Origin of the sequence: Tomitella gaofuii, from assembly GCF_014126825.1 — a bacterium.
In the GTDB taxonomy this organism is placed as follows: domain Bacteria; phylum Actinomycetota; class Actinomycetes; order Mycobacteriales; family Mycobacteriaceae; genus Tomitella; species Tomitella gaofuii.
The window spans coordinates 281,948-306,301 of record NZ_CP059900.1 but is presented as its reverse complement, the minus strand read 5'-3'; the positions used below and the strand labels follow the sequence as shown (position 1 = coordinate 306,301).

Annotated in this window: 21 protein-coding genes; 16 read left to right on the top strand and 5 right to left on the bottom strand. The window is 71.1% G+C overall.

Going from position 1 to position 24,354, the window contains the following annotated elements:
• The first annotated feature begins 181 nt into the window (after positions 1-181).
• The 4 genes from H4F70_RS01485 to H4F70_RS01470 are packed head-to-tail and all read left to right on the top strand — an operon-like array spanning position 182 to position 4,111.
• A complete protein-coding gene (locus tag H4F70_RS01485) occupies positions 182-1,237 on the top strand; it encodes an ABC transporter substrate-binding protein (RefSeq protein ID WP_220471751.1) in 1,056 nt (351 codons plus the stop codon).
• Entirely contained in the window at positions 1,234-2,154 is a 921-nt protein-coding gene (locus tag H4F70_RS01480) for an ABC transporter permease (RefSeq protein WP_182358757.1), read from the top strand. The genes H4F70_RS01485 and H4F70_RS01480 overlap by 4 nt, the downstream gene beginning before the upstream one ends.
• Positions 2,151-2,987: an ABC transporter permease gene (locus tag H4F70_RS01475; RefSeq protein WP_182358756.1), complete on the top strand. Its 837-nt coding sequence runs from the start codon at positions 2,151-2,153 to the stop codon at positions 2,985-2,987. The genes H4F70_RS01480 and H4F70_RS01475 overlap by 4 nt, the downstream gene beginning before the upstream one ends.
• Positions 2,984-4,111 (top strand): ABC transporter ATP-binding protein, encoded by a 1,128-nt coding sequence (locus tag H4F70_RS01470; protein ID WP_182358755.1) that lies wholly within the window; start codon positions 2,984-2,986, stop codon positions 4,109-4,111. Before H4F70_RS01475 ends, H4F70_RS01470 begins: the two co-directional genes overlap by 4 nt.
• A gap of 244 nt (positions 4,112-4,355) precedes the next feature.
• On the opposite strand, the gene H4F70_RS01465 is transcribed toward H4F70_RS01470, so the two are convergent.
• Both H4F70_RS01465 and H4F70_RS01460 read right to left on the bottom strand, forming a co-directional pair.
• Positions 4,356-5,624: an NAD(P)/FAD-dependent oxidoreductase gene (locus H4F70_RS01465; RefSeq protein WP_268968349.1), complete on the bottom strand. Its 1,269-nt coding sequence runs from the start codon at positions 5,622-5,624 to the stop codon at positions 4,356-4,358.
• Positions 5,621-7,099 (bottom strand): amino acid permease, encoded by a 1,479-nt coding sequence (locus H4F70_RS01460; protein ID WP_182358754.1) that lies wholly within the window; start codon positions 7,097-7,099, stop codon positions 5,621-5,623. The genes H4F70_RS01465 and H4F70_RS01460 overlap by 4 nt, the downstream gene beginning before the upstream one ends.
• Positions 7,100-7,333: 234 nt before the next feature.
• Here H4F70_RS01460 and H4F70_RS01455 point away from each other — a divergent pair, with 234 nt between their 5' ends.
• The 11 genes from H4F70_RS01455 (at position 7,334) to H4F70_RS01405 (ending at position 21,154) form a co-directional block, all read left to right on the top strand.
• Positions 7,334-7,927 carry a TetR/AcrR family transcriptional regulator gene (locus H4F70_RS01455; protein ID WP_235681276.1) on the top strand — a complete coding sequence of 198 codons (594 nt, stop codon included), beginning with the start codon at positions 7,334-7,336 and terminating at the stop codon, positions 7,925-7,927.
• 164 nt (positions 7,928-8,091) lie between these two features.
• Positions 8,092-9,306, top strand: a complete 1,215-nt coding sequence (locus H4F70_RS01450) for a Glu/Leu/Phe/Val dehydrogenase dimerization domain-containing protein (protein WP_235681275.1) — start codon at positions 8,092-8,094, stop codon at positions 9,304-9,306.
• Positions 9,307-9,377: 71 nt separating this feature from the next.
• The gene (locus H4F70_RS01445; protein WP_182358752.1) at positions 9,378-10,973 is read left to right on the top strand and encodes a thiamine pyrophosphate-binding protein; all 1,596 of its coding nucleotides are present in this window, start codon (positions 9,378-9,380) and stop codon (positions 10,971-10,973) included.
• Positions 10,974-11,044: 71 nt separating this feature from the next.
• The gene (locus H4F70_RS01440) at positions 11,045-13,138 is read left to right on the top strand and encodes an acetate--CoA ligase family protein (RefSeq protein ID WP_182358751.1); all 2,094 of its coding nucleotides are present in this window, start codon (positions 11,045-11,047) and stop codon (positions 13,136-13,138) included.
• A 69-nt stretch (positions 13,139-13,207) separates the two neighbouring features.
• Positions 13,208-14,014: an SDR family oxidoreductase gene (locus tag H4F70_RS01435; RefSeq protein WP_182358750.1), complete on the top strand. Its 807-nt coding sequence runs from the start codon at positions 13,208-13,210 to the stop codon at positions 14,012-14,014.
• Positions 14,015-14,061: 47 nt separating this feature from the next.
• Positions 14,062-15,492 carry an aldehyde dehydrogenase family protein gene (locus tag H4F70_RS01430; RefSeq protein ID WP_182358749.1) on the top strand — a complete coding sequence of 477 codons (1,431 nt, stop codon included), beginning with the start codon at positions 14,062-14,064 and terminating at the stop codon, positions 15,490-15,492.
• A 122-nt stretch (positions 15,493-15,614) separates the two neighbouring features.
• Positions 15,615-16,772 carry an acyl-CoA dehydrogenase family protein gene (locus H4F70_RS01425; RefSeq protein ID WP_182358748.1) on the top strand — a complete coding sequence of 386 codons (1,158 nt, stop codon included), beginning with the start codon at positions 15,615-15,617 and terminating at the stop codon, positions 16,770-16,772.
• Between the two features lie 114 nt (positions 16,773-16,886).
• A complete protein-coding gene (locus H4F70_RS01420; RefSeq protein WP_182358747.1) occupies positions 16,887-17,498 on the top strand; it encodes a TetR/AcrR family transcriptional regulator in 612 nt (203 codons plus the stop codon).
• A gap of 510 nt (positions 17,499-18,008) precedes the next feature.
• Positions 18,009-18,512, top strand: coding sequence for a MaoC family dehydratase (locus H4F70_RS01415; protein ID WP_182360084.1), 504 nt, complete (start codon positions 18,009-18,011; stop codon positions 18,510-18,512).
• Positions 18,513-18,588: 76 nt separating this feature from the next.
• Positions 18,589-20,364, top strand: coding sequence for a PHA/PHB synthase family protein (locus H4F70_RS01410; protein ID WP_182358746.1), 1,776 nt, complete (start codon positions 18,589-18,591; stop codon positions 20,362-20,364).
• A 469-nt stretch (positions 20,365-20,833) separates the two neighbouring features.
• Positions 20,834-21,154, top strand: coding sequence for a hypothetical protein (locus H4F70_RS01405; RefSeq protein ID WP_182358745.1), 321 nt, complete (start codon positions 20,834-20,836; stop codon positions 21,152-21,154).
• A 16-nt stretch (positions 21,155-21,170) separates the two neighbouring features.
• On the opposite strand, the gene H4F70_RS01400 is transcribed toward H4F70_RS01405, so the two are convergent.
• Positions 21,171-21,344 carry a VOC family protein gene (locus H4F70_RS01400; protein ID WP_182358744.1) on the bottom strand — a complete coding sequence of 58 codons (174 nt, stop codon included), beginning with the start codon at positions 21,342-21,344 and terminating at the stop codon, positions 21,171-21,173.
• Positions 21,345-21,424: 80 nt separating this feature from the next.
• Positions 21,425-22,468: a sigma-70 family RNA polymerase sigma factor gene (locus H4F70_RS01395; RefSeq protein ID WP_182358743.1), complete on the bottom strand. Its 1,044-nt coding sequence runs from the start codon at positions 22,466-22,468 to the stop codon at positions 21,425-21,427.
• A gap of 145 nt (positions 22,469-22,613) precedes the next feature.
• Here H4F70_RS01395 and H4F70_RS01390 point away from each other — a divergent pair, with 145 nt between their 5' ends.
• A complete protein-coding gene (locus H4F70_RS01390) occupies positions 22,614-23,087 on the top strand; it encodes a VOC family protein (RefSeq protein ID WP_182358742.1) in 474 nt (157 codons plus the stop codon).
• Between the two features lie 21 nt (positions 23,088-23,108).
• Here the strand turns inward: H4F70_RS01390 and H4F70_RS01385 are convergent, their stop codons facing one another.
• Positions 23,109-24,332 (bottom strand): acyl-CoA dehydrogenase family protein, encoded by a 1,224-nt coding sequence (locus tag H4F70_RS01385; RefSeq protein WP_182358741.1) that lies wholly within the window; start codon positions 24,330-24,332, stop codon positions 23,109-23,111.
• Positions 24,333-24,354: the final 22 nt, after the last annotated feature.

The window sequence follows — 24,354 nt, the reverse complement described above, 5'->3', positions numbered from 1 at the left end:
GGGCGTCGGTGTAGGCCACGCCCCGCACCGCACGCGACAGACGGACGTCCGCCCTGGTCAATCGCCCGCTGATCGCGGGGGGCTCACCCATGCGGTGCCGCCGCCCACACTTGACTTATCGGGTGCAGCACATCACACTTCATGAAAGCTATCTGAGTGTTCAGTCAGTTTAGGAGTGCGAGTGGCCCACCCAAGACGAAGAGCGGGGGCGGCGGCAGGGCTCGTCGCCCTCGCGGCCCTCACTGCATGCAGCAGCGTCGACCCCGCGGACACGCTCGAGGTGACGATGTGGGGCGGCGCCTCACAGCGCGTGCACCTCGCCAGCTACGTGCGCCCCTGGGGCGAGCAGAACGGGATCAAGATCCTCCAGGACTCGCCCACCGACTACGCCAAGCTGCGTGCGCAGGTGGAATCCGGCAATGTGTCGTGGGGCGTGGTGGAGGTGGAGCCGAACTTCGCGGAGAACGCCTGCGATTCCGGCCTCATCACCCCACTATCCCCGGAGATATTCGACGCCGCGCGATCCGCCGGCATCGATTCCCGCTACGTCTCGGAATGCGCGGTCCCGAACCTGCTGTACGCCTTCAACATCGCGTACAACACCGACGCATTCCCCCACGGTCACCCCACGACCTGGGCCGAATTCTTCGACACCGCGCGCTTCCCCGGAAAACGCGGGTTCTGGAACTATGCGACCGGCGGCATTTTCGAGGCGGCCCTGCTCGCCGACGGCGTCGCCCCCGAGGACCTCTATCCGCTCGACATCGACCGCGCGTTCCGCAAACTCGACACGATCAAGGACAGCATCGTGTTCTACAACACCGGCGACGAGCAGACGCAGCTCGTCGCGAGCGGCGAGGCGCCCCTGGTCATGGCATGGAACGGCCGCATCGCCCAGGCCGCGATGGACGGCGAACCGGTGGCCAACGAGTGGGGACAGAACATGGTCTCCTACGACCAGATCGTCATTCCCCGCGGCTATCCCAACACCGACACCGCGATGCGGTGGATGACCCATTTCCTCGGCGACACCGAAGGCCAGGCGCGCGACGCCGAGGAAAGCCAGTTCTCACCTGTCAACCCGCACGCCCTGGACCTCGTCGAGCCGGAGCTCGCGCGCGAGCTGTCCACCTACCCGCCCAACCTCGACAAGTCCTCAGTGGTCATCGACTACAAGTACTGGGCCGAGCACTACGCCGAGGTCTCCGAACGACTGAATGAGTGGACCCTGTCATGACCGCCGTCATCGAGAGCCCGGACCTGGGACGCGGCCGCACAGACGACGAAGCCCCCGCACGGCCGCGCACCTGGCCGCGTCGGTTCGCCGTCGACCGCTGGGGCATGCTGCTGCTCCCCGTGCTCGTGTTCCTCACCCTCGTGTTCCTGCTGCCGCTCGTGGTGATGCTCGCGAAAAGTTTCACCGATCCGACAGTCGGGCTGGAGAACTACCGCGCCATCTGGGAGAACTCGCTGTACCTGAAGGTGCTGCGCAACACCTTCGTCATCGCGCTGTCGACCACCGCACTCACCGTGCTCATCGGTTTCCCCTATGCGTATCTCATGACGCTGGCCACGCCGTTCTGGCGGGCGGTCATGCTGGTGGGCGTGCTGGTGCCGTTCTGGACCAGTCTGCTCATCCGCAGTTTCGCGCTGGTGATCGTGCTGCGCGACACCGGCGTCATCAACACCGCGCTCGAGTCGGCCGGGGTGATCGACGGCCCGCTGCCGCTGCTGCGCTATATGCCGGGAGTGCTGTTCGGCATGGTGCAGATCACCCTGCCGTTCCTGGTGCTGCCGCTGTACGCGACGATGCGCGGGATCGACCGGCGCCTCCTGCTGGCAGCGGAGAGCCTGGGCGCACGCCCGTCGCTCGCGTTCATCAAGGTGTACGCACCGCTCACCCTCCCCGGGCTGTTCGCCGGCATCGTGCTGGTGTTCATCCAGGCGCTGGGTTATTACATCACCCCGGCGTTGCTCGGCGGACCCAGTAACACGATGATCGGCGAGCTCATCGTGCAGCAGGTGTCCTCCGTGCTGCAGTTCGGCTTCGCCGCCGCACTCGGCGTGCTCCTACTCGTGAGCACGTTCGTCCTCCTGGCCATCGCCGGGCGGTTCGTCGACATGAAGAAGTACATCCTGGGGCAGGCATCATGACACGCATCCTCACCCGCGCCGGCCTGTCGCTGCTGGCCGCACTCACCGTCCTGTACCTGCTGTTCCCGGTGCTGATCATCGTCCCGATGTCGTTCGCCAAGAGCGCGTTCCTGAAGTTCCCGCCGAAGGAGTTCTCCACGCGCTGGTACCACCAGCTCATCGACGACCCCGTCTGGATCGAATCCGCCCTCAACAGCCTTGAGGTGGCCGTGTTCGCCACCATCTGCGCGGTCGTCCTGGGCACGCTGGCAGCGATGGGCCTCGTGCGCGGGCGGTATCCGCTCCGGGGCGCCGTCACCGCGGTGCTGCTGGCGCCCATCATCGTGCCGTACGTCATCGTGGGGCTCGCGGTGTACATCGTGTTCCTGCGCATCGGACTGACGGAGACACCGCTGGGATTCATCCTGGTGCACACCGCGCTTGCCGTTCCGTACGTGACCATCAACGTGGCCGCCGGGCTCGCCGGCTACGACCGCGACCTGGAGCTGGCCGCCCACAGCCTGGGCGCCGGCCCGGTGTCGACGTTCTTCCGCGTGACCCTGCCCAACATCGCGCCCAGCGTCCTGGCCGGAGCCCTGTTCGCCTTCATCACCTCCTGGGACGAGGTGGTCAGCGCGATCTTCCTGTCCGGCCCCATGATGCGGACGCTGCCGGTGCAGATCTGGTCCGGCATCCGTGTGCAGGTGGAGCCCACCGTCGCCGCCATCGCGAGCCTGACGCTGTTCGTCATCGTCGCATCCTTCGTCCTGTACGGCCTGACCTCGCTCTCCCGCAAGGCCGTGCGCAAATACCTTGACCGCCGTGTTCCGGCGGCGATTGGAGTCCAACCGTGAGCACCACCGTTTCGACCCCGTCCCCCGCGCCGTCCACGTCCGACCGCCGGCCGGGCGCCGCCATCTCGATCCGCGGCGTCGGCAAGTCCTACGGGTCCAACACTGTTCTCGACGGATTGGACCTGGAGATCCGCGGCGGCGAGTTCATGACGCTGCTGGGCTCGAGCGGCTCGGGCAAGTCGACTCTGCTCAATGTGATCGCCGGGTTCACCGGCGCCACCTCCGGCACGATCGAGGTGGACGGGCGGCCGCTGAACAAAGTGCCGGCGCACAAGCGCGGCTTCGGCGTCGTCTTCCAGAATTACTCTCTGTTTCCGCACATGAGCGTCGCGGACAACGTCGCATTCCCACTGCGCCGCCAGCGGCGCGGCAAGGCCGAGACCCGCAAGGCGGTGGCCGACGCACTGGAGATGGTGGAGCTGGGCCACCTGGGCAAGCGACGGCCCGACGAGCTCTCAGGCGGGCAGCGCCAGCGCGTCGCATTCGCCCGTGCCGTCGTGTTCCAGCCGTCGGTGCTGCTCATGGACGAGCCGCTGAGCGCGCTCGACAAACTGCTGCGCGAACAGTTGCAGTTGGAGATCCGGCGGCTGCACCGCGAACTGGGCATCACGTTCATCTTCGTCACCCACGACCAGGACGAGGCGCTGGCGATGTCCGACCGCATCGCGCTGCTGCGCGGCGGCAAGATCGTGCAGGTGGGCACCCCCGAGGAGCTCTACCGCAAGCCCAACTCGCAGTTCACCGCGGAGTTCATCGGCGCGTCGAACATCTTCGAGGGGACGCTGGGGCCCGACGGCTTCCACGACCCGATCAGCGGCGGTTTCCGCGTGGCCGACACTGACGGGCAAGGCCACGGACCGGCCCGGGTGATGCTGCGGCCCGAGCGGATCTCAGTGACCGCCCGCGAGATCCCGGTGCCGTCGCACCACGACTTCATCACCGGCACCGTGGAAGACAGCGTGTACTTCGGTAACTGCCGGCAGGTGCAGATCCTGGACGCGTACGGGCGGCACATCATCGCCCGCACGCCGGTGCCGCACGCGCCCGACGGCGTCGTTCCCGGCGCCGCGGTGAACTTGTCGTGGCCGGTGGAGGACCTCGTGGTGCTGGGCGACAAGGCCTGACGCGGGCATCGCCCACCCGAGAGAACGCACCGCCCGCCGCGGCCCGTCCGGAACGAACCGGACGGGCCGCGGCGGGCGTGCTTCCATGTGGGTCCCCGTGCTTCCCCCGTCGAGTGGGGCTGATCCGGGCGCCCGCGCGCGGAAACCCGCCCCGCACGGCCCCACTCGACGGGGCCTCGCCAGCCAGCCTTGCCCCACTCCACGACGGCCACCCCGCAGAGCTCCACCCGGCGCGGCTCCCGCCCTACCGCAGCGGGTCGAACGGCGCGATCGCCGCGGGCACGGTGCCGGTGACGATCGATTCGGCGAGCAGCCGGCCCGTCGCCGGCCCCAGCGTCATGCCCTCCATGGCGTGCCCGCCCGCGACGTACACCTGGGGCGTGCGGGTACGGCCGATCAGCGGCAGCCCGTCGACGGTGCACGGCCGCGAGCCCACCCACTCGTCGGCGCGGTCGTCCAGGTCGACGCCGCGCAGTAGCGGGCGCACGGCGGCGGCGATCGCGTCGATGCGACGCGGATCGAGGGGCGCGCCGTGCCGACGGAACTCCATCATCCCGGCGATCCGCATCCGCTGGCCCAACGGCGTGCACACCACCGCGGCGCCGGGGAAATACACCGGGCCTACGGGCGGGTCGTCGGGCGCCACCGCGAAGCTGTAGCCGCGGCCGGCACGCATGCGCAACCGCACCCCATGGTGCCGGGCGAGCGCGGGCAGCGCCGCACCGGTCGCGATCACGGCAGCGTCGGCAGAGCCGATCGCGCCGTCCGTCCCGGTCAGCTCGACCCGTCCGCCGAGTTCGCGCACCGACGCCACGTGCACGTCGTCGTGGATCGTCCCGCCCCGGTCGCGCACCGCCCGGGCGAGGGCCGCGACGTAGGCCGGCGGGTCGAGGAACCGCTGCCCGTGGAGCAGCGCGGCGGCGTGGACGCGGCCGGTGAGCATCGGCGCCAACGCGCGCGCCCGGTCCGCGGGCACCGGTTCGATATCCACGGGCTGCCCCAGGGCGGCGAGCCGGTCCGCCGCGGCGATTTCGTCGCGCAGGCCGCCGGTGTCCGCGAAGGCGAGCACGAACGGCTCGGCCTCGCGCAGCGGGCAGTCGACGCCGCCCGCGGTCAACACGTCATAGGCCCCGAGGGCGAGGCGGTTGATCCGCGCGAACGCGCGGACCCCGGCGCTCCAGCGGGCGGCCGTGGTGTTACGGGCGAAGCGGGCGAGGAACGCGGCGAGCGCGGGGTCGACCGTGGGCGGAATGAACAGCGGCGAGCCCGGCCGCAGCATCCCCCGCACCGCGCGCGGTACCAGACCCGGCTCAGGCAGCGGCGTGGTCAGCGTCGGCGTGATCCAGCCGGCGTTGCCCCACGAGGCGCCCGCGCCCGGCCACGCCTGGTCGAACACGGACACCCGCACCCCGCGCTCCTGCAGGAACCAGGCGGTGGACAGGCCTGCCATTCCTGCGCCGACGACGGCGGCGGAGCGGGGATGCGGGTGCGTGCTGCGGGGTTCGGGCGTCACGCCGCCTGCACCGGGGCGGACGCCTCGGCGCGCTTGCGGACCACCAGGTAGTAGAACGCGTAGCAGACGGGCACCACGCCGAGCCCCAGGATCAGCGAGAGCCGCTGGGTGGAGTCGAAGGCCATCGCGATGAACACCCCGATGTTGAGCAGGATGACGAGGATCGGCGTGACGGGGAACATCGGCGCGTGATACGGCAGGTCGTGCACGTCGCCGCCGCCGCGCACGTACTGGCGGCGGAACCGGTACTGGGACCAGGCGATGGTCATCCAGCTCAGCGCGCCGCCGATGCCGCTGACGGAGATGAGGAAGACGAACAGCGTGTCGGCGGCGACGACGCTCGACAGCAGCGAGAACAGGCCGAAGACCAGCGTGATGACCAGTGCGACGATGGGGATGCCCCGACTGGTGGTGCGCCCGCATGCCTTCGGCGCGGCCTTCTCCTTGGACAGCGACCACAGGATGCGGGTGCACATGTACAGGCCGGTGTTGCCGACGGACAGCACGGCGATGAGCACCACGAAGTTCATCAGGCTCGCCGCGAACGGGATGCCGATGGATTCGAAGACGGTGACGAACGGGCTCTCGTCCAGGCCCACCTCGGTCCACGGGATGAGGCCGATGAGGATGACGATGGCTCCGAGGTACAGGAACACCAGGCGGAAGACGATGGTGCGCACGGCCCGCGGGACGGCCTTGGCCGGGTTCTCCGTCTCTCCCGCGGCGACGCCGAGCACCTCGGAGCCCATGAAGGTGTAGACCACGGTCATCATCGCCGCGAACACGGCGCCGATGCTGGCGGGGAAGAAGCCGCCGTTGCCGGTGAAGTTCGACAGCATGGGGGCGGGCTCGCCGTCCATCGAGATGACGCCGAACATGGCCAGCGCCCCGAGGCCGATGAACAGTCCCACCGCCAGAACCTTGATGCCGGCCAGGATGTATTCGGTCTCCGCGAACGAGCGGGCGGTGAAGCAGTTGATGAGGAACAGCACGACGATGAAGATCGCCGACCATATCCAGGTGGGGGTGTCGGGGAACCAGTACTTCATGATGATCCCGGCGGACAGGAACTCCAGTCCGATGAAGCTGGCCCAGCTCAGCCAGTAGATCCAGCCGATGCTGAAACCGGTGCCCGGCCCGATGAACTTGGTCGCGTGCGCCTGGAACGAGCCGGAGACCGGCATGACGACGGACATCTCTCCCAGGCACACCATCGTCAGGTACAGCATGACGCCGCCGATGATGTAGGCGACGATGGTGCCGCCCGGCCCGGCCTGGCCGATCACCTGGCCGGTCCCCAGGAACAGGCCCGTCCCGATGACGCCGGCGAGCGTGATCATGAACAGGTGACGGCTCTTCATCACGCGTTTGAGATGGCGGTCGGCGTACTCCCCCTCCCCGACGGGCGGCGGCTCCGCGGCAGCGGAGGCGGCGGCCGGGTCGTGCGGCGCCGGTGATGCGGGCGGTGTACTCATATCTGGCGACTCCTCTGCGGAGCCGATGGGCAATGTATCGGGCACTGCGAACGCTCCTCCACGGTTCGTGGCATCGGTGCGGGCGCGGCCCCCCGACCGCAGCTCCGGAACCTCCTTGAAACTGACTAGCCACTCAGTCAGCTACGCCAACTGTGCGGTGCGCATCACAGACTTGTCAACCCCCGTCATCGGTCACATACCGACCATTATCGCGGTCACCAGTACGATTGCGGCGTGCCACGTGTGAAAAAAGAATCTGCGGACAGGCGCGAGGACATCCTCGGCGCAACCCTCGAGGCCATCGAGGACAAGGGGATCGACCAGGTCCGCGGTGCGGACATCGCCAAGCGAGTGGGCGTGAGCGCCGGGCTGGTGTTCTACCACTTCGACAATCTCGACAACCTCATCATCTCCGCCCTGCGCTCGGCCGCCGCCCACGACATGGCGCACCTGCAGGCGGTCCTCGACGGCACCGCCGGCGACGTGACCACGCGGCTGCGCGCAGTGCTCCGCGAGTACGGCCCGACCGGCACCGCCTTCGGCTGGCGCATGTGGGTGGAGTCGTGGTCCGCGAGCCTGCGCAACCCCGAGCTGCGCGGCGTGATCCGCACGCTCGACGCCGGCTGGCGGGACGTGCTCATCCGGCTCATCGACGAGGGCACGGCCGCCGGCGAGTTCCACTGCCCCGACCCGGCCGGCGCCGCGTGGCGGCTCACCGCCATGCTCGACGGCCTGGCCGTGCAACAGGTCGTGTTCGACGAGGCCGTCACCCGCGAGCAGGTCGCGGACTGGGTCACGCTCACGGTGCGGCGCGAGCTCGGAATCTGAGGGCCGCGAACGCCGCCGCGGCCGGCGAATACCCACGCAGATCACCCCTTGACCCCCCTCGTGATGCATGCCATACTGACTGAGCACTCAGTAAGAGGCACCACCCGGTAGGAGCCGCTGAGCAGAATCCCCCGAGCACCGCAGTCAGGAGAACCCCCATGCCGATGACCCTTCCTAACGCGATCGGCGCGAGCGACGGCGACGGAGACGGCGCCTTCTTCGAGTCGGTCTGGCGCGACACCGAGAGCGACGCCACCGGCTACCTCGTCATCGACCGCCTGGTGCGCGGGGTGTCCTCCGGCGGCCTGCGCATGCGTGCCGGCTGCACCCTCGACGAAGTCCGCGGCCTCGCCCGCGGGATGACGCTCAAGGAGTCGATCCACTTCGAGGACGGCGCGCAGTACGTCCCGCTCGGCGGCGCCAAGGGCGGCATCGACTTCGACCCGTACAGCCCGGAGGCCGACGGTGTGCTTCGCCGCTTCCTCACCGCGATGGCGCCGCTGATCGAGAAGCGCTGGACCATGGGCGAGGACTTCGGCGTCCAGCAGACCACCATCGACGCCATGCTCCCGGAGATCGGCATCTCCACCTCGATCAAGGCGGCCGAGCAGGTCGTCGACGCGCCGGAGGCCGCCCAGCTGCGCATGAAGACCGCGTTCGCGAGCGTCGTCGGCGGGATCCGGCTCGACGAGCTCGTCGGCGGCTACGGCGTCGCCCGCTCGGCCCTGGCCGCCATGGAACGCCGCGGGCTCGTCCCCGCCGAGTCGACCGCCGTCATCCAGGGCTTCGGCTCGATGGGCGGCGCCACGGCCCGCTACCTGGCCGAGGCCGGCGTGCGCGTGGTCGGCATCGTCGATGTCGAGGGCGTCGTCTTCAACCCGCGGGGCCTCGATGTGGAGGAGCTGCTGCGCACCCGCAGCGCCAAGGGCAATGTGGACCGCGCCGCGCTGCGCGCCGAGGACCAGCAGCTGCCGGCCGACCAGTGGCTGGGTCTCGAGACCGACGTGCTCGTCCCCGCCGCCATCTCCTACTGCATCACCGAGGAGAACCAGGCGCAGATCCGCGCGACGCTCATCGCCGAGGCCGCCAACATGCCGGTCACCCCGGAGGCGGAGGCGCTGCTCACCGCCCGCGGCGTCGAGGTATCGCCGGACTTCGTGGCCAACTCCGCCACCAACGCGTGGTGGTGGTGGGTGTTCTTCGGCGACGTCGACGGCACCCCCGAGCAGTCGTTCCGCAAGATCGCCGAGCGCCTGGAGACATTGAGCCACGAGATGTTCGACCTCGCGGACAACAAGGACATGACCCTGCGCGAGGCCGCCTTCAACCTGGCTTCGCAGCGCCTCGAGACCATCACCGCCACGTTCCCCGTCTACTGACGCCCCACCCCCGGAAGATCCCCGCCTTGCCCGCGCCCCCGCGGCCGGCGGCGCGCCAGAAAGTGAAGTGAATGATGTCCCGACCACTCGTCAACGGTGGCCAGGCGATCGTCGATGCCCTGGTCGCCCACGGTGTCGACACCGTCTTCGGCATCCCCGGCACCCACAACCTCGCCGTCTACTCGGCGCTCAAAAGCTCGCCCATCCGGCACGTCTCGCCCCGCCACGAGCAGGGCGCCGGCTACGCGGCCGACGGGTACGCCCGGGCCGGCGGGCGCCCCGGCGTGGTCGTCACCACCACCGGGCCGGCCATTCTCAACGCCGCCACCGCCGCGTCCCAGGCGTACTCGGACTCGATCCCCGTCCTGTTCATCGCCCCCGGCATGCCCCTGGCGCACCCCGGCGGGCACAACGGCCTGCTGCACGAGGTCAAGAGCCAGTTCGACGCGATGAGCGCCGTCGTCGGCCACGCCCAGCGGGTCACGAGCGTCGAGGAGATCCCGCACGCCGTCGCACAGTGCTTCGCCGCGATGACAGACGGCCGGCCCCGCCCCGCCTACCTCGAGGTGCCGCTGGACCTGCTCGAGGCCGAGGCCGAGGTGGCCGCCGAGGCGCCCGTCGCCCACGCCCTGACCGTGCCCGACGAGTCGGCGCTGGCCGCGGCCGCCGACCTGCTCCGCGCGGCGCAGCGTCCGCTCATCATCGCGGGCGGCGGCTGCAGCACCTCGTCGGGCGAACTGCGGGCCTTCGCCGAGGCTGCCGGCGCGCCCGTCGTCACCTCCGCCAACGGCAAGGGCGTGCTCGACGAGGACCACCCGCTGTCGCTCGGTGCCGGCGTGCAGCATCAATCGCTGCTCGAGATCGTCCCCGAAGCCGACCTCGTCGTCGCGGTGGGCACGGAGCTCTCGCCGGCGGACTGGTGGTGGGGCCCCATGCCCGAGGCGCCGCTGATCCGCATCGACATCGACCCACTCGCGATCGCCACCAATGCACGCCCCGCCGTGGGCGTCATCGGCGACGCCGGGACGGCCCTCGCGGCGTTGACCAAGCGTCTGCCCGCGGCCCAGTCGGGGGCGGGCGCCGAGCGCGCCGCGCAGTGGCGCGTCCGCCTGGAGGCCGACGCGCGGGAGATCGGCGCCGCCTACCTGGGCCTGTGCGCTTCGCTGGACGCGGCGCTGGGCGACGACGCGGTGATCGCCGCCGACAGCTCGATGTCCTGCTACTACGGCCTGCTCGGCAGCTTGCCGCTGCACCGGCCCCGGTCGTTCCTGTACCCGGCCGGCCTGGGCACGCTGGGCTACGGGCTGCCCGCCGCCATCGGCGCCAAGCTGGCCGAGCCGCAGCGCGAGGTGGTCGCGGTGCTCGGCGACGGCGGCGTGATGTTCACGATCGCCGAGCTCGCCTCGGCCGCTGAGGCCGGGCTGGCGCTGCCGCTCGTCATCGTCGACAACGGCGGCTACGGCGAGATCCGCAACGAGATGGTCGACCGCGATGGCAACGTGCACGCCGTCGACCTGCTCACGCCTGATTTCCCGGCGCTCGCCCGCGCCCTGGGCTGCGGCGGCGTCGCCGTCGACTCGTACGACCAGGTGGGCCCCGCCGTCCGCGAGGCGCTCGCGGCGGACCGCCCCACCCTCATCCACGTGCGGGAACAGGCCGCCGGCTGACCGCCGACAGCGCCCCCGACGGCCGCCGGCAGCAATCCGCAAGACCACTGTGCAAAGGACACGACGCCATCATGATTGACACCACCACCCTCGCCCCCGGGGATGCGCCGGGCGCGGCGGCACCGTCACCGCGGCGCCGCGGGGCCCTGCGCGCCTTCCGCGACCCGGCCTCGGTCGCGGTGGTCGGCGCGTCGGACGACCCTGCCAAGTGGGGCTACTGGCTGGCCCAGGGGGCGCTCAAGGGCCGGGACCGCCGGGAGGTCCACCTGGTCAACCGCGGCGGCGGCACCGTGCTGGGCGAGCCCGCCTACCCGTCGCTGTCGGACCTTCCGGCGGTGCCGGAGCTGGTGGCGCTGTGCGTGCCGCCCGCCGCGGTGCCGGCCGTGGTCGACGAGGCGCTGGCGATGGGCGTGCGCGGGTTCCTCGGCATCACCGCCGGGGTCGCCGACGAGCCGGCCATCGCCGCGCGCATCCGCGCCGCCGGGGCCCGCATCGTGGGCATGAACAGTCTCGGCATCTTCGACGCGTCCACCGACCTGCAGCTGGCGTGGGGCCACTTCGCACCCGGCGGCATCGCGGTGATCTCGCAGAGCGGGCAGCTGGGATCGGAGATCGCGGGCCTGGCCGAGCGGGCCGGGATGGGCATTTCTCGGTTCATCTCCATCGGCAACCAGACCGACGTCATCGCCGCCGAGCTGCTCGAGGACCTCGTCGACGACGAACGCACCCGCGTGGTGGCGCTCTACCTGGAGAGCTTCGCGGGCGGCGAGCAGATGATCCGCACGCTCGCGGCCCTGCGCAAGGCGGGCAAGCCGACGCTGCTGCTCACTGTCGGCGCGTCCGACGCCAGCACCCGGCTGGCCCGCTCGCACACCGGGTCGATGACCTCGGCGCTCGACGTGGTCGACGCCGCGGCGCGCGCGGCGGGCGCCGTCCGCGTGCACACGCCCAGCCGGATCGTCGAGGTGGCGCGGCTGCTCATGACCGCCGAGCCGCCCGCGGGCGGCCGGGTCGCGATCGTAGGCGACAGCGGCGGCCAGACGGGTATCGCCGCCGACGTGGCGCACGACGCCGGGCTGGCGGTGGCCGAGTTCTCCCGCGAGCTCACGGACGGGCTGGCCGCGCAGCTGCCCGCGGGCGCGGCCTGCGCCAACCCGGTGGACCTCGCCGGCGCCGGCGAGCAGGACCTGGCGAACTATCTGCGGATCGTCCGCGACCTGCTCGAGTCCGACGAGGCCGATGCGGTGGTCCTCACCGGCTACTTCGGCAGCTACGCGGTGGACAATCCGGCGCTGGCCGAGCGGGAGACCGCGCTCGTCGAGCAGATGGCCGCCGCAGCGCGCGCGGCCGGCAAGCCCCTGGTCATCCACTCGATGGCCGCCGGCGGCCCGGCGATCGACGCGATGTGGCGGCACGGGCTCCCCGCCTATCCCAGCATCGAGACCGCGGTGGGCGCCGTGGCCGCAGCGGCGCGACTGTCCACGCCGCCCCGTTCGCTGGCGGTACCGCCCGCCCGCGACGCGGAGCTCGAAGGCACCGGGTACTTGGCCGCGCAGAAGTTCCTGGCCCCGACGGGGATCCGTTTCCCCGCCGGGCGCACGGTGCACTCCGAGTCCGATGCCGCCGCGGCCGCGGCGGTGCTCACCGCGCCCTACGTGCTCAAGGCCTCGTGGCTCGAGCACAAGAGCGAGTCGGGCGGTGTGCGGATCGGCCTCCCCGACGCGCACGCGCTCGCGGCCGCGTTCAACGCGATGCACGCGCGGCTGGGCGACGGCGACTACGTGGTCGAGGAGATGGACGGACGCTCCGACGTGGTCGAGGTGATCCTCGGCGTCCGCCGCGACCCGGACATGGGGCCCGTCGTGCTCGTCGGCGCCGGTGGCACCGAGGCCGAGCTGTACAAGGACGTGGCCGTCGAGATGGCGCCCGTCGACCGGGCCACCGCGCACGGCATGCTCCGCCGGCTCGTCAGCCGTCCCCTGCTGCTGGGCTGGCGCGGACGTCCCGCCGTCGACGTCGAGTCGCTCGTCGACCTCATCGTCGCGGTGTCGCAGCGGGCCGTGTCCGCGCCGGACGTCGACGACGTCGAGGTGAACCCGCTGCGCGTGGGCCCCGACGGGGTCGTCGCCGTCGACGCCCTGGTCATCGCCTCGGACAGGCGATAACCCCCGCCTCGGGACCGCCCCCCGGCACCCCCGTACTCCCGCACACGAAGACCACAGGAGGACCCCACCATGACCGCACCCGACACCCGCTCCGAATTCGCCGGGCGCGTCGCCGTCGTCACCGGCGGCGGCTCGGGCATCGGCCGCGCCGTGGCCGTGCGCTACGCGGCCGCCGGCGGCACCGTCGCCGTCGTCGGCCGGCGCGAGGAGCCGCTCAACGAGACCGTCCGCCTGGCCGAGGAGGCCGGCGGCAAGGGCGTCGCGGTGACCTGCGACGTGCGCGACCCCGCGGCCGTCGAGGCGGCGATCGACGGCACCGTCGACCGCTTCGGCCGGATCGACACCCTCGTCAACAACGCCGCCGGCAACTTCGTGGTGCCCGGCGAGAACCTGTCGCCGAACGGCTGGAAGGCCGTCATCGACATCGTCCTCAACGGCACCTTCTACGGCACCCGCGCCGCGTCGAAGCACATGCTCGCGGCCGGGCGCGGCGCCATCCTCAACACCATCGCCACCTACGCCTGGCACGGCCACCCCGGCACCGTCCACAGCGCTGCGGCGAAGGCCGGCGTGGTGGCGATGACCCGCACGCTCGCGGTCGAGTGGGCAGAGCGGGGAGTGCGCCTGAACTGCATCGCCCCCGGCCCCACCGAGACCGAGGGCGCCGGCGCCGCGCTGTGGCCGGACGAGGCGGCGCGCACCCGCGTGCTCTCCAGCGTCCCCGCCGCGCGGTTCACCACGCCCGAGGAGGTCGCCGAGTCGGCCGCCTTCCTACTGTCCGACCGCGCCGCCTACATCACCGGCGAGGTACTCGTGGTCGATGGTGGCCAGTGGCTGGGCAAGTCCATCTACACCGACCCCGGCGCCGGCGCGTGACCGGCCCAGGCGTCCCGCACGCCGCGACCTCCGAGGAGGGGAACCGCATGACAACCACATCACCGGCCTGGTACCGGTCCGCCGTGCTCATCGGCGGCCGGTGGCGGGACTGCCCGGACACCGTCGACGTCGAGAACCCCGCGACGGGCGAGATCATCGGCAGGGCCGCCGTTGCCACCGAGGCCGACGCGGCCGACGCCGTCGCCGCCGCGCAGTCCGCCGGCGCCCTGTGGGGCCGCAGCACCGCCGCGCAGCGCGGCACGGCGCTGGCCGGGCTGGCACAACGGCTTCGTGAACGCCGCGCCGACCTCGTGGCCGCCACGGTCGCCGAGGTGGGCGCGCCGGTGACGGTGGCGGAGGAGGCGCACATCGACCTCGCCATCGCGATCATCGACGCGTTCGCGCGGCTCGCCGCCGAGACCCCGCTGCACGAGAAGGTGGGCAACTCCACGCTGGCCCGCCGGCCCGCGGGTGTGATCGCCTGCATCACCCCGTGGAACTACCCCGTCTACCAGCTGGCCGCCAAGGTCGGCGCCGCACTGGCCGCCGGGTGCACGGTGGTGGTCAAGCCCCCCGAGATCACGCCGCTGGGCACCTACTTGTTCTGCGACGCCGTCCAGGAGACCGACCTGCCCGCGGGGGCGGTGAACCTGGTGCCGGGCCGCGGTTCGGTGCTGGGCCCGGCGCTCATCGCGCACCCGGGCGTCGATGTCGTCTCCTTCACCGGCTCCACCGCGGTGGGCCGCCAGGTGGGGGCGCAGGCCGGCGCACTGATCAAGCGGGCCTGCCTGGAGCTCGGCGGCAAGTCCGCCTCCGTCGTCCTCGACGACGCCGACCTGCCGACGGCCGTGCGCGCCACGGTGGCGTCGGCGATGCTCAACACCGGCCAGACGTGCAGCGCCTGGACCCGACTGCTGGTCCCCCGCGACCGGTACGACGAAGCGGTGGCCGTCGCAGCCGAGGCGGCCGACGCACTGCGGCCGGGCGACCCGGCGGAGCGCACCACCGACCTGGGGCCGCTCGTGTCGAAGGCGCAACTAGACGCCGTGCGCACCATGGTCGACGAGGCCGTCGCCCGCGGAGCGCGCGTGGCCGCGGGCGGCACCGCCCCCGTCGAGGGGTTCCCCGGCGGCCACTACCACCGCGCGACCGTCCTGGCCGACGTCGAGCGTGGCGACCCGATCACGCGCGAGGAGGTCTTCGGCCCGGTGCTCGTGGTCGAGGCGCACGACGGCGACGACGATGCCGTGGAGCTGGCCAACGCCACCGAGTACGGCCTGGCCGGCGCGGTGTGGTCGGCGGACGTGGCGCGCGCGGAGTCGGTGGCCCTGCGCATCGACACCGGCCAGGTGGACATCAACGGCGCCGAGTTCAATGTGCACGCGCCGTTCGGCGGGTGGAAGACGTCCGGCCTGGGCCGCGAGCTCGGCCGGGCAGGCCTCGACGAGTGCGTCGAGTGGACGGCGGTGCAGTCATGATCCGCTGAACGCCACCGCCTCCCGCACGCCCCCGATCCCGAGCTGCCCGTCGCGCACCAGTGACGTGCACTACATCTTCGCCTACAATACTGATTAATCAGTCAGTCAAGAAAGGACGTCCCGTGAACGCCTTCGAGTTCGAGCCCTGGCCCCTCACCACCGAGCAGCGCGAGATCGTCAAGCTCTGCCGCGACTTCGCCGAGAAGGAGATCCGCCCCCGCGGCCGTGAGGTGGACGAGGCCGACGTGGTCACCCCCGTCGACATCTTCGCCAAGGCCGCCCAGGTGGGCATCACCGACTTCATGATCCCCGAGGAGTTCGGCGGCGGTGGCATGACCGACGTGTTCACCCAGTGCCTCGTCCAGGAGGAGCTGTGCTGGGGCGACCCGGGCATCGGCAACCTGGTGTGCTCCAACGGATTCTTCTCCGACCCGCTCATGGCGCTCGGCACCGACGAGCAGAAGGACAAGTGGCTGCGCCCGCTCACCGGCACCTCGCCGCTGATGACCTCGCTCGCCACCACCGAGCCGGGCTCCGGCTCCGACGCCGCGTCCATCGTCACCTACGCGGACAAGGTCGACGGCGGCTACCGCATCAACGGCCAGAAGGCGTGGATCTCCAACGCCGGCGCCGCCGACCAGTACGTGGTGTTCGCCAAGACCGACCGCAGCGAGCGCTCCAAGGGCGTCACCGCCTTCCTGCTCACCAAGGACACCGAGGGCTTCACCTGGGGCGAGCCGATGCGCAAGATGGGCCAGCGCGCCATCGTGTGCCGCGAGCTGTTCTTCGACAACGTCTTCGTCCCCGAGGAGAACCGCCTGGGCGAGGAGGGCCAGGGCTTCTACGGGCTCATGCGCACCTTCGACATCTCGCGCACCGTGCTCGGCGCCGCCGCCGTGGGTGCCGCCCGCGCCGCCTACGAGTACGCGCTGGACTACGCGCGCACCCGCACGCAGTTCGGCAAGCCCATCATCGAGCACCAGGCCGTCGCGTTCCGGCTGGCCGACATGGCCAACCGGATCACTGCCGCGCGCCTGATGGTGCTGCACACCGCACGGGCGCTCGACGCCGGGCACGATGTCAACGGCCTCGCCGCCATGACAAAGCTCACCGCGTCCGAAACGGCCATGTTCGTCACGCACGCCGCGGTGCAGACCCTCGGCGGCTGGGGCTACTCGCGCGAGTACCCGGTGGAACAGTGGATGCGCGACGTCAAGCTCGAGGAGATCGAGGAGGGCACCTCCGACATCATGCGGCTGGTGATCTCCCGCAACCTCTGAGGCACGGCGCGCAGGCGGCGCCGGGGCCAGGGTCCTCGACCCCGGCTCCGGCGCCGCCGCCGGTTGGGGACCGCAGGGGCGGACAAGCGGGGACGGAGAGGCGGGACGGAGACGATGGCACGGCCCAGTGTCGAGGCGGAGCGCAGGCGGCAGATACTCACAGCCGCGTGCGAGGCCATCGCCGAGCTCGGCTTCCGCGGCGTCCGCGTGGCGGACGTCGCCCGACGCGCGGACGTCAGCAGCGGCACCGTGCACTACTACTTCGACGGCAAGGACGCGCTGCTGCGCGCCGCGTTCGCATTCAACTTCGACAGCTCGCTGCGCCGACGCCAGTGGATGCACGATCCGCCCGCCGACCCGCTGCGACGCCTCGACGCCCTGCTCGCCTCCTACCTGCCCCACGGCCCCGCCACCACTACGGCGTGGCGTGTGTGGATCGAGCTCTGGGCCGCGGCACTGGGCAGCCCGGAACTGCAGCGGCTCAACGACGCCGTGTACGACAGCTGGCGTGCGATCGTGCGCGACGCGGTCGACGCGGTGTGCGACGCCGGCCTCACCCGTCCGGGCCTCGACCGGTCCGACATCACCGAGATGCTCATCGGCATGCTCGACGGACTCGCCATCCAGGCCCTCATCCGCTCGTCGCGCATCACCCGCGCCCGGATGCTCGAAATCTGCGACGCCGCCGTCCACTCGCTGCTCGCCGACGGCGTGCCCACCCTCTGAGCGGAGCGATTCCGCGCCCCCTTTCCGATTCGTCCACGTTTTCGGGCGACGATTCCATTCGATTTTTGCCTATCGGACGTCCAATCCATTCCCCTTCGCCAAATCCGGCGATACCCTACCTTCCGGTAGTGATGCCGGCGCGGACATGGCGCATTCGAGAATTGATTTCATTCGCCATCGAAGGCAGTGTTACCTGCGAGTATGCACTCCGGGGCCGGTGATGAATTAGATCACACACCATTGATTGCGTTCGTTATGACATTTAGCATGGAATGCGTCGTCCCCGGAGAGTGCATTCCCGGGGTCGCACTTCCGCCCCCGCCGGCATGCCGATTCGTCCGCGAAGCCCGGGAAAGCAGCCGTGACCGCCTCCGCGCGGTCCACGCGCATCCGCTCCTGCTCCGCCGAACCGCGTGATCACCGCTCTCCCGCCACGCACTGCGTGCCACACCGGCAGTCGTCCCGGCGATGCGCCGGTGCCCACCGACCGCCCACCACCCGAAGGACATGATGACCCCGCACTCCTCCGCACCGGCCGACACACGATCGCCCCTGCGCCGAGTCCGTCTCACCGATCTCCCCTCCCTCGCCGGCCGGCAACTGGGCGCGTCACGCCGCGTCCTCATCGACCAGCAGCGCATCGACGGTTTCGCCGACGCGACCGGCGACCACCAGTGGATCCACGTGGACCCGGAACGCGCGAAGAACGGTCCGTTCGGCACCACCATCGCCCACGGCTACCTCACGCTCTCGCTCGCCGTGGAGCTGTTCTGGGACATCCTCGAGGTCACCGGCTCCGAGCAGGTCATCAACTACGGCCTCGACAAGGTCCGTTTCCCTGCGCCGGTACCCGTGGACTCCGAGGTGGGCGCCACCGCGACCGTCGACGCGGTCGACCCCATCCAGGGCGGCTACCAGGTGGCCGTGTCCCTCGTGTTCGACGTGCCCGGCATCGAGCGCCCCGTCTGCGTGTGCCGGATGATCCTGCGCTACCTCGGCGACACCGACTCCTGACGCCCCGGCCGCACCTGCGGCCATCGACGTTTCCCTTGCCACCAGCACCCTCAACCACCAGCAGAAGACGAAGGCGATGACCGACAGTACGAACAAAACCGACACGACGAAGACGAACGGCAGCGCCGCAACGACGACGACCGGTACGAAGGCCGCCGGGCCGAAATTCCCCGTCAAGACCCGCATCGCCGCCGAGCTCGACCCGGTCGGCTGGCTCGGCTCGACGGCCACGGTGGCCGCGGGTGCCGCACGCAATCCGATGGGGATCGCCTCGGCCGCCGAGAACCTCGCATCGCGCCTGGCCAAGATCCCCGGCGACGCCGCACGCGTGGCGCTCGGCAGAGGCCACGTCGACGGCGCGCCCGAGCTGCGCGGCGACCGGCGCTTCGCCGACAAGGCGTGGCAGGAGAACCCAGTCTACTTCGCGCTCGTGCAGTCGTACTTCGCCGCGCGCGCGTTCACGCTCGACCTGGTGGACGCGGCCGACGCCGATCGGCCCACCTCGGCGAAGGCCCGCCAGTTCGCCGAGCTGTTCTGGGATGCCGCCTCCCCCACCAACACCCCCGTCACCAACCCGAAGGTGCTCACCCGCGCCATCGAATCCGGCGGCAAGTCGCTCGCACGCGGCACCGGGTACGCGGTGTCCGACCTGCTCAAGCGCAAAGGCCGCCCGCTGCGCGTCGACTCGGACGCCTTCACCCTGGGCGAGAACATGGCCGCCACGCCGGGCGAGGTCGTGTTCCGCAACGAGCTGATCGAGCTGATCCAGTACCGGCCGCAGACCGAAGAGGTCCACGCCGTTCCGATGCTCGCCAGCCCGCCGTGGATCAACAAGTACTACATCATGGACCTGGGCCCGGGCCGCAGCTTCCTCGAATGGGCCGTCCAGCACGGGCGCACCGTGTTCGTCATCTCCTACCGCAACCCCGACGATTCCATGCGGTCGGTGACCTTCGACGACTACATCACCGACGGCATCGACGCCGCCATCGACGCGGTGCAGGAGATCACCGGCGCCCCCACGGTGGACGTCGTGGGGCTGTGCCTGGGCGGGGCACTCGCGAGCATCGCCACCGCGCTGTTCGCCGGCCGCGGCGACACCCGCATCGGCACCCTCACGCTCATCAACACGCTGCTCGATTACAGCGAGCCCGGCGAGCTCGGTCTCATGACCGACCCGGACACGCTGGACAAGGTCGAGGTGCTCATGGCCAAGAAGGGCTACCTGCCGGGCACGGACATGGCCACCACCTTCGACCTCATGCGCGCCAACGACCTCATCTTCGGCTACTGGGTGTCGCGGTGGATGCTCGGCGAGGCGCCGCCCGCCTTCGACCTGCTGGTGTGGAACGAGGACTCCACGCGCATGCCCGCGGCCATGCACACCGAATACCTGCGCGACCTGTACGGCGAGAACCTGCTGTGCAAGGAGGAGTTCGAGATCTGCGGGCGCACGATCTCCCTGCGCGATTTCTCCGGCGACGTCTACATCGTCGGCGCCGACGTGGACCACATCGTTCCGTGGCGATCGTCGTACAAGGGCGCCCGGCTGTTCGGCAAGGACGCGCGGTACGTGCTGTCCAACGGCGGGCACATCGCGGGCATCGTCAACCCGCCCAGCAAGAAGAGCTGGTGCAAGGCCCTCGGCGCCCCCGACGCCGCCACGCTCGAGCCGCTGCCCGACAGCGCGGAGGGATGGGCGGAGAAAGCCACCCGCACCGACCGCACGTGGTGGGAGGATTGGGCGCAGTGGGGCTCCGCGCGCGCAGGAGCGATGCAGGCCCCGCCGCGCATGGGCAGTGCGACGCACCCGCCGCTGGTGGCAGCACCCGGCACGTACGTCCACAGCTGAGCGCACGCCCCGGCGGCCCGCCCGGGCGCACACCGCACGGTCAGGAGTCTGCGATGACGGATCCAGCACCCCGGGAGGCCCCAGAGGGCGGCGACGCCCACGGCAAAGGGGCGCGCGCCCGCGCCCGCCTGTCCTCGCTGGCGGGCTCGGCGAAGACATCCGCTGGCCCGGCGATCAAGGGCGTGGGCAAGTACGTCGGCGACGCACGGGCGCGGCGGCGGGCCGCGCGCGGGGCGGCCGGGCAGGGCGCCGGCGACAGCGCGCAGCCCGGGGCGCAGGATCGCAGCGCCCCGGCGGCGGGGCCGCCGACACCGCACGGCGGACCGGCACACCGTCGTCGCAGGCGCAGTCCCCGGAGACGCCGGCCGCCCAGGAGCAGCCGCACGGCACCGCCGCCGCAGCGCTCGACACGGGCAAGCGGCTCGGCGTCGCGGCGCTCGGGGCGGGATGGAAGGCCGGCACAACCGCAGTGGGGATAGGCCGCAAGGCCGGGTCGGCCGCGCTCGGCGCGGGCAAGAAGGCCGGGATCGCAGGCGTCGACGCCTACGAGAAGTCCGTCGAGACCGCGATGGACACGCAGAAGAAGATGTTCGGCTCCACCGGCATCTCCGCCGTCGACGACGCCGTCGCCTCGCACGCCACGCGTGTGGGCGAAACGACGGCGGGCGCGGCGAAGGCCGCCCGCGGGGTGCTGGGCGCCGATGCCGCCGACGCCCCGGAGGGCAGGGCCGCCGGAACGGGCGAGACTCGTTCCGACGAGGGCGGCGCGGACGCGCCGGGCGCGTCGTGACGCGGCCGCCCGGCGGTCACCGCTGCACTTCCAGCCACCGGTTCTCGCCGTTCTCCCCGAAGCGCACGTCGGCGCGCACCTTGAAGTCCAGCTTCTCGGTGTAGAACGCGCACGCCGCGTCCGGGTCGGCGACGGTGAACATGACGGCGGCGAGGCTGTCGACGGTGGAGAGGGTCTTCAGTTCGGACATGACGGATCCCGTTCCTTCGATGGCTGCAAGTCCTTACCCCAGGGCAGACCGCGCCCGTCCGGGGAATCATCGCCTGGCCGTCACCCCGCAGGCGCGTCCAGCCGGGCGGGCAGCCCGAACCGCTCGAACAGACCCGGCGTGAAGAATGCGACCACCTTCGCCACCCTGTCGCCATCCAGCCGCAGCACCTGCAGCTGGAACGGGGTGTACGTGCCGTCGGGCTGGGCCATGTACAGCCCGAACGCGGGCTGACCGTTGGCGCTCGTGGCGAGCATCGGCATGTCGCGCGGTCCCCCGGGGCACCGCGTGTCGATGAGCTCGCCGATCTGCTGCGGGCCCGCATACCAGCCCGTGTAGGGCGGCATCTCCCACACGGCGTCGTCGGTGAGCATTCCGACAATGGCGTCGATGTCCTTGCGCCAGAAGGCATCCACATAGGCGTCGAGCATCCGTCGCTGCGCATCGTCGAGCTCGCCGACGACGGAGTCCTCGCTGAGCCCCGCCGCTTTCATCTCGCGGTGTGCGCGCTGCAGCGCCGAGTTGACCGCGGTGGCCGTGGTGCCGAGAGCCGCCGCCGTCTCCTTGGCGGTCCAGCGCAGGACGTCGCGCAGTATCAACACCGCGCGCTGGCGCGCCGGCAGGTGCTGCAGGGCCGCGACGAACGCCAACCGGATGGACTCGCGCTCGGTCACGGCCACCGCGGCGTCGGGGATCGGCTCGAGCCAGGGGATCTCGTGGTCCTCCACAAGCTCGTCCGCCGCCCGCGAATCGGCGGTGCCGAGGCCGGTGGGCAGCGGACGACGTGCGCGGCCGTCGAGGTTGGTCAAGCAGACGTTGGTGGCGATCCTGTACAGCCAGGTGCGCACCGACGAACGCCCCTCGAACCCGTCGTAGGCGCGCCACGCCCGCAGGTAGGTCTCCTGTACCAGGTCCTCGGCCTCGCCGACGGATCCCGTCATCCGGTAGCAGTGCGCGAGCAGCTCGCGCCGGTATCTGGCGGCGACGGCCGAGAAGTCCGGCGACGCGGAATCCGCCTTCGCGGGGTTCGCCGCTTCGGCTTCCACGGTTTCAGGCTCCACAGTCACAGGGTCCACCGTCCCGGTCGCGGTCTCTGCGGCCTCCATGCTCCCAGTCTGCCGTGTCCGCGGCCTCCGGTAAAGACCCGTGCGCAGCGGATACGCGGTGCGCAGCGCCGATGAGTGCGCGCCGATGAATCGGTGCCGCGCAGGCGGTCCTCCTGTGCGAGGACCCGCATAGGAAGGCACCATCATGAACACACCTGCGATCGCCGCAATCCAACCCTGCCTCTGGTTCGACGACCAGGCGCGCGAGGCCATGGAGTACTACGTGTCCGTGTTCCCGGATTCGCGGATCGACGAGGTCATCGAGTACCCCGACGAGTCGCTCGACGAGCACTTCCGGGGGATGTCCGGGAATGTCCTCAACGGGCGGTTCACGCTGCGCGGCGTGAACTTCGTCTGCCTCGACGGCGGACCTATCTTCACGTTCAACGAGGCGGTGTCCTTCGTCGTCACGTGCGCGGACCAGGCCGAGATCGACCGCTACTGGGCGGCGCTCTCGCACGTGCCCGGGTCCGAACAGTGCGGCTGGTGCAAGGACCGCTTCGGCGTGAGCTGGCAGATCATCCCGGCGACCATGGGCGCACTGCTGGCCCGGCCCGCCCAGATCCAGGCCATGATGGCGATGACGAAGATCGTCATCGCCGAACTGGAGAACGCCTGAGCGGCAGGCGGCGCACGTGCACTACCGCCCGCGGCGCGCGGCGCGCACCAACCCGCGGCCCACGATGAGCCGCTGGATCTCGCTGGTGCCCTCGTACAGGCGCAGCAGACGGACGTCGCGGTAGATCCGCTCGACGGGGACGTCGCGCATGTACCCGGTTCCGCCGTGCACCTGTACCGCGAGGTCGGCGACATCCCCGGCCATCTCGGTGCAGAACAGTTTCGCCACCGACGGGGCGATCCGCCGGTCCTCGCCGGAGACCCACTTGGCCGCGGCGTCCCGCACCAGCGCGCGTCCCGCCATCACGCCGGTCTGCTGGTCCGCGAGCATCGCCTGCACCAGCTGGAACTCCCCCACCGGCGTGCCGCCCTGCGTCGCCGCGGCAGCGTAGGCGACGGATTCGTCGAGCGCCCGCTGCGCCTGCCCCACCGCCATGGCGGCGATGTGCACCCGCCCGCGCGCCAGCGACGTCATCGCCGCGCGGAACCCCACGTCCTCGCTGCCGCCCACCAGCGCATCGCCCGGCACCCGCACGCCGTCGAAATGCACGTCCGCGGTCCACGAGCCCTCCTGCCCCATCTTGCGGTCCTTCGCCCCCACGCTGAGCCCGAGGCTGTCCGCCGGCACCAGGAAAACCGCGATGCCCGGCCCGGTCTCGTCGGCCGGGCGGGTGCGGGCGAACACGACGAACAGATCCGCGACGGGCGCGTTCGTGATGAAGCGCTTGTCGCCGGTAATCACCCAGTCCTCGCCGTCGCGCACCGCGGTGGTGCGCAGCCCGGCCGGGTCGGATCCGGCACCGGATTCGGTGAGTGCGAACGAGGCGACGACCTCGCCGGAGGCGATCCGCTCGAGCCACCGGACCTTCTGCTCCTCGGTGCCGAAGCCCACGAGAACCTGGCCGGCGATGCCGTTGTTGGTGCCGAACATCGAGCGGAGCGCGAGAGTGGTGTAGCCGAGTTCCATCGCCAGCTCCACGTCCTGCGCCAGATCGAGCCCCAGGCCGCCCCAGCTCTGCGGGATCGCGAAACCGAACAGGCCCATGGCCTTCGCCTGCTCGCGCAGGTCCGCGGGGATCTCATCGGCGTCGGCGATCTCCTGCTCGCGCGGGACCACGACGGTGCGGACGAAGTCGCGGGCCTGCGCAAGGATCGCCCGCAGGTCCTCGTCGTCCACCTCGGGGGGCTCCCCCGCGGACGGGGAGTGCAGAGTTCCGGGATGCGATGCGGACGCGGTGGTGGTCATGTCCTCAGCCTGCCGTGCACCG

What these genes read in the sequence shown, in the direction of transcription:
- H4F70_RS01450 (WP_235681275.1), top strand. Translation starts at nt 8,092, where the DNA reads ATGACCCTTCCTAACGCGATCGGCGCGAGCGACGGCGACGGAGACGGC.
- H4F70_RS01430 (WP_182358749.1), top strand. Translation starts at nt 14,062, where the DNA reads ATGACAACCACATCACCGGCCTGGTACCGGTCCGCCGTGCTCATCGGC.
- H4F70_RS01390 (WP_182358742.1), top strand. Translation starts at nt 22,614, where the DNA reads ATGAACACACCTGCGATCGCCGCAATCCAACCCTGCCTCTGGTTCGAC.
- H4F70_RS01440 (WP_182358751.1), top strand. Translation starts at nt 11,045, where the DNA reads ATGATTGACACCACCACCCTCGCCCCCGGGGATGCGCCGGGCGCGGCG.
- H4F70_RS01480 (WP_182358757.1), top strand. Translation starts at nt 1,234, where the DNA reads ATGACCGCCGTCATCGAGAGCCCGGACCTGGGACGCGGCCGCACAGAC.
- H4F70_RS01415 (WP_182360084.1), top strand. Translation starts at nt 18,009, where the DNA reads ATGACCCCGCACTCCTCCGCACCGGCCGACACACGATCGCCCCTGCGC.
- H4F70_RS01395 (WP_182358743.1), bottom strand. Translation starts at nt 22,468, where the DNA reads ATGGAGGCCGCAGAGACCGCGACCGGGACGGTGGACCCTGTGACTGTG.
- H4F70_RS01385 (WP_182358741.1), bottom strand. Translation starts at nt 24,332, where the DNA reads ATGACCACCACCGCGTCCGCATCGCATCCCGGAACTCTGCACTCCCCG.
- H4F70_RS01475 (WP_182358756.1), top strand. Translation starts at nt 2,151, where the DNA reads ATGACACGCATCCTCACCCGCGCCGGCCTGTCGCTGCTGGCCGCACTC.
- H4F70_RS01435 (WP_182358750.1), top strand. Translation starts at nt 13,208, where the DNA reads ATGACCGCACCCGACACCCGCTCCGAATTCGCCGGGCGCGTCGCCGTC.
- H4F70_RS01420 (WP_182358747.1), top strand. Translation starts at nt 16,887, where the DNA reads ATGGCACGGCCCAGTGTCGAGGCGGAGCGCAGGCGGCAGATACTCACA.
- H4F70_RS01400 (WP_182358744.1), bottom strand. Translation starts at nt 21,344, where the DNA reads ATGTCCGAACTGAAGACCCTCTCCACCGTCGACAGCCTCGCCGCCGTC.
- H4F70_RS01445 (WP_182358752.1), top strand. Translation starts at nt 9,378, where the DNA reads ATGATGTCCCGACCACTCGTCAACGGTGGCCAGGCGATCGTCGATGCC.
- H4F70_RS01460 (WP_182358754.1), bottom strand. Translation starts at nt 7,099, where the DNA reads ATGAGTACACCGCCCGCATCACCGGCGCCGCACGACCCGGCCGCCGCC.
- H4F70_RS01410 (WP_182358746.1), top strand. Translation starts at nt 18,589, where the DNA reads ATGACCGACAGTACGAACAAAACCGACACGACGAAGACGAACGGCAGC.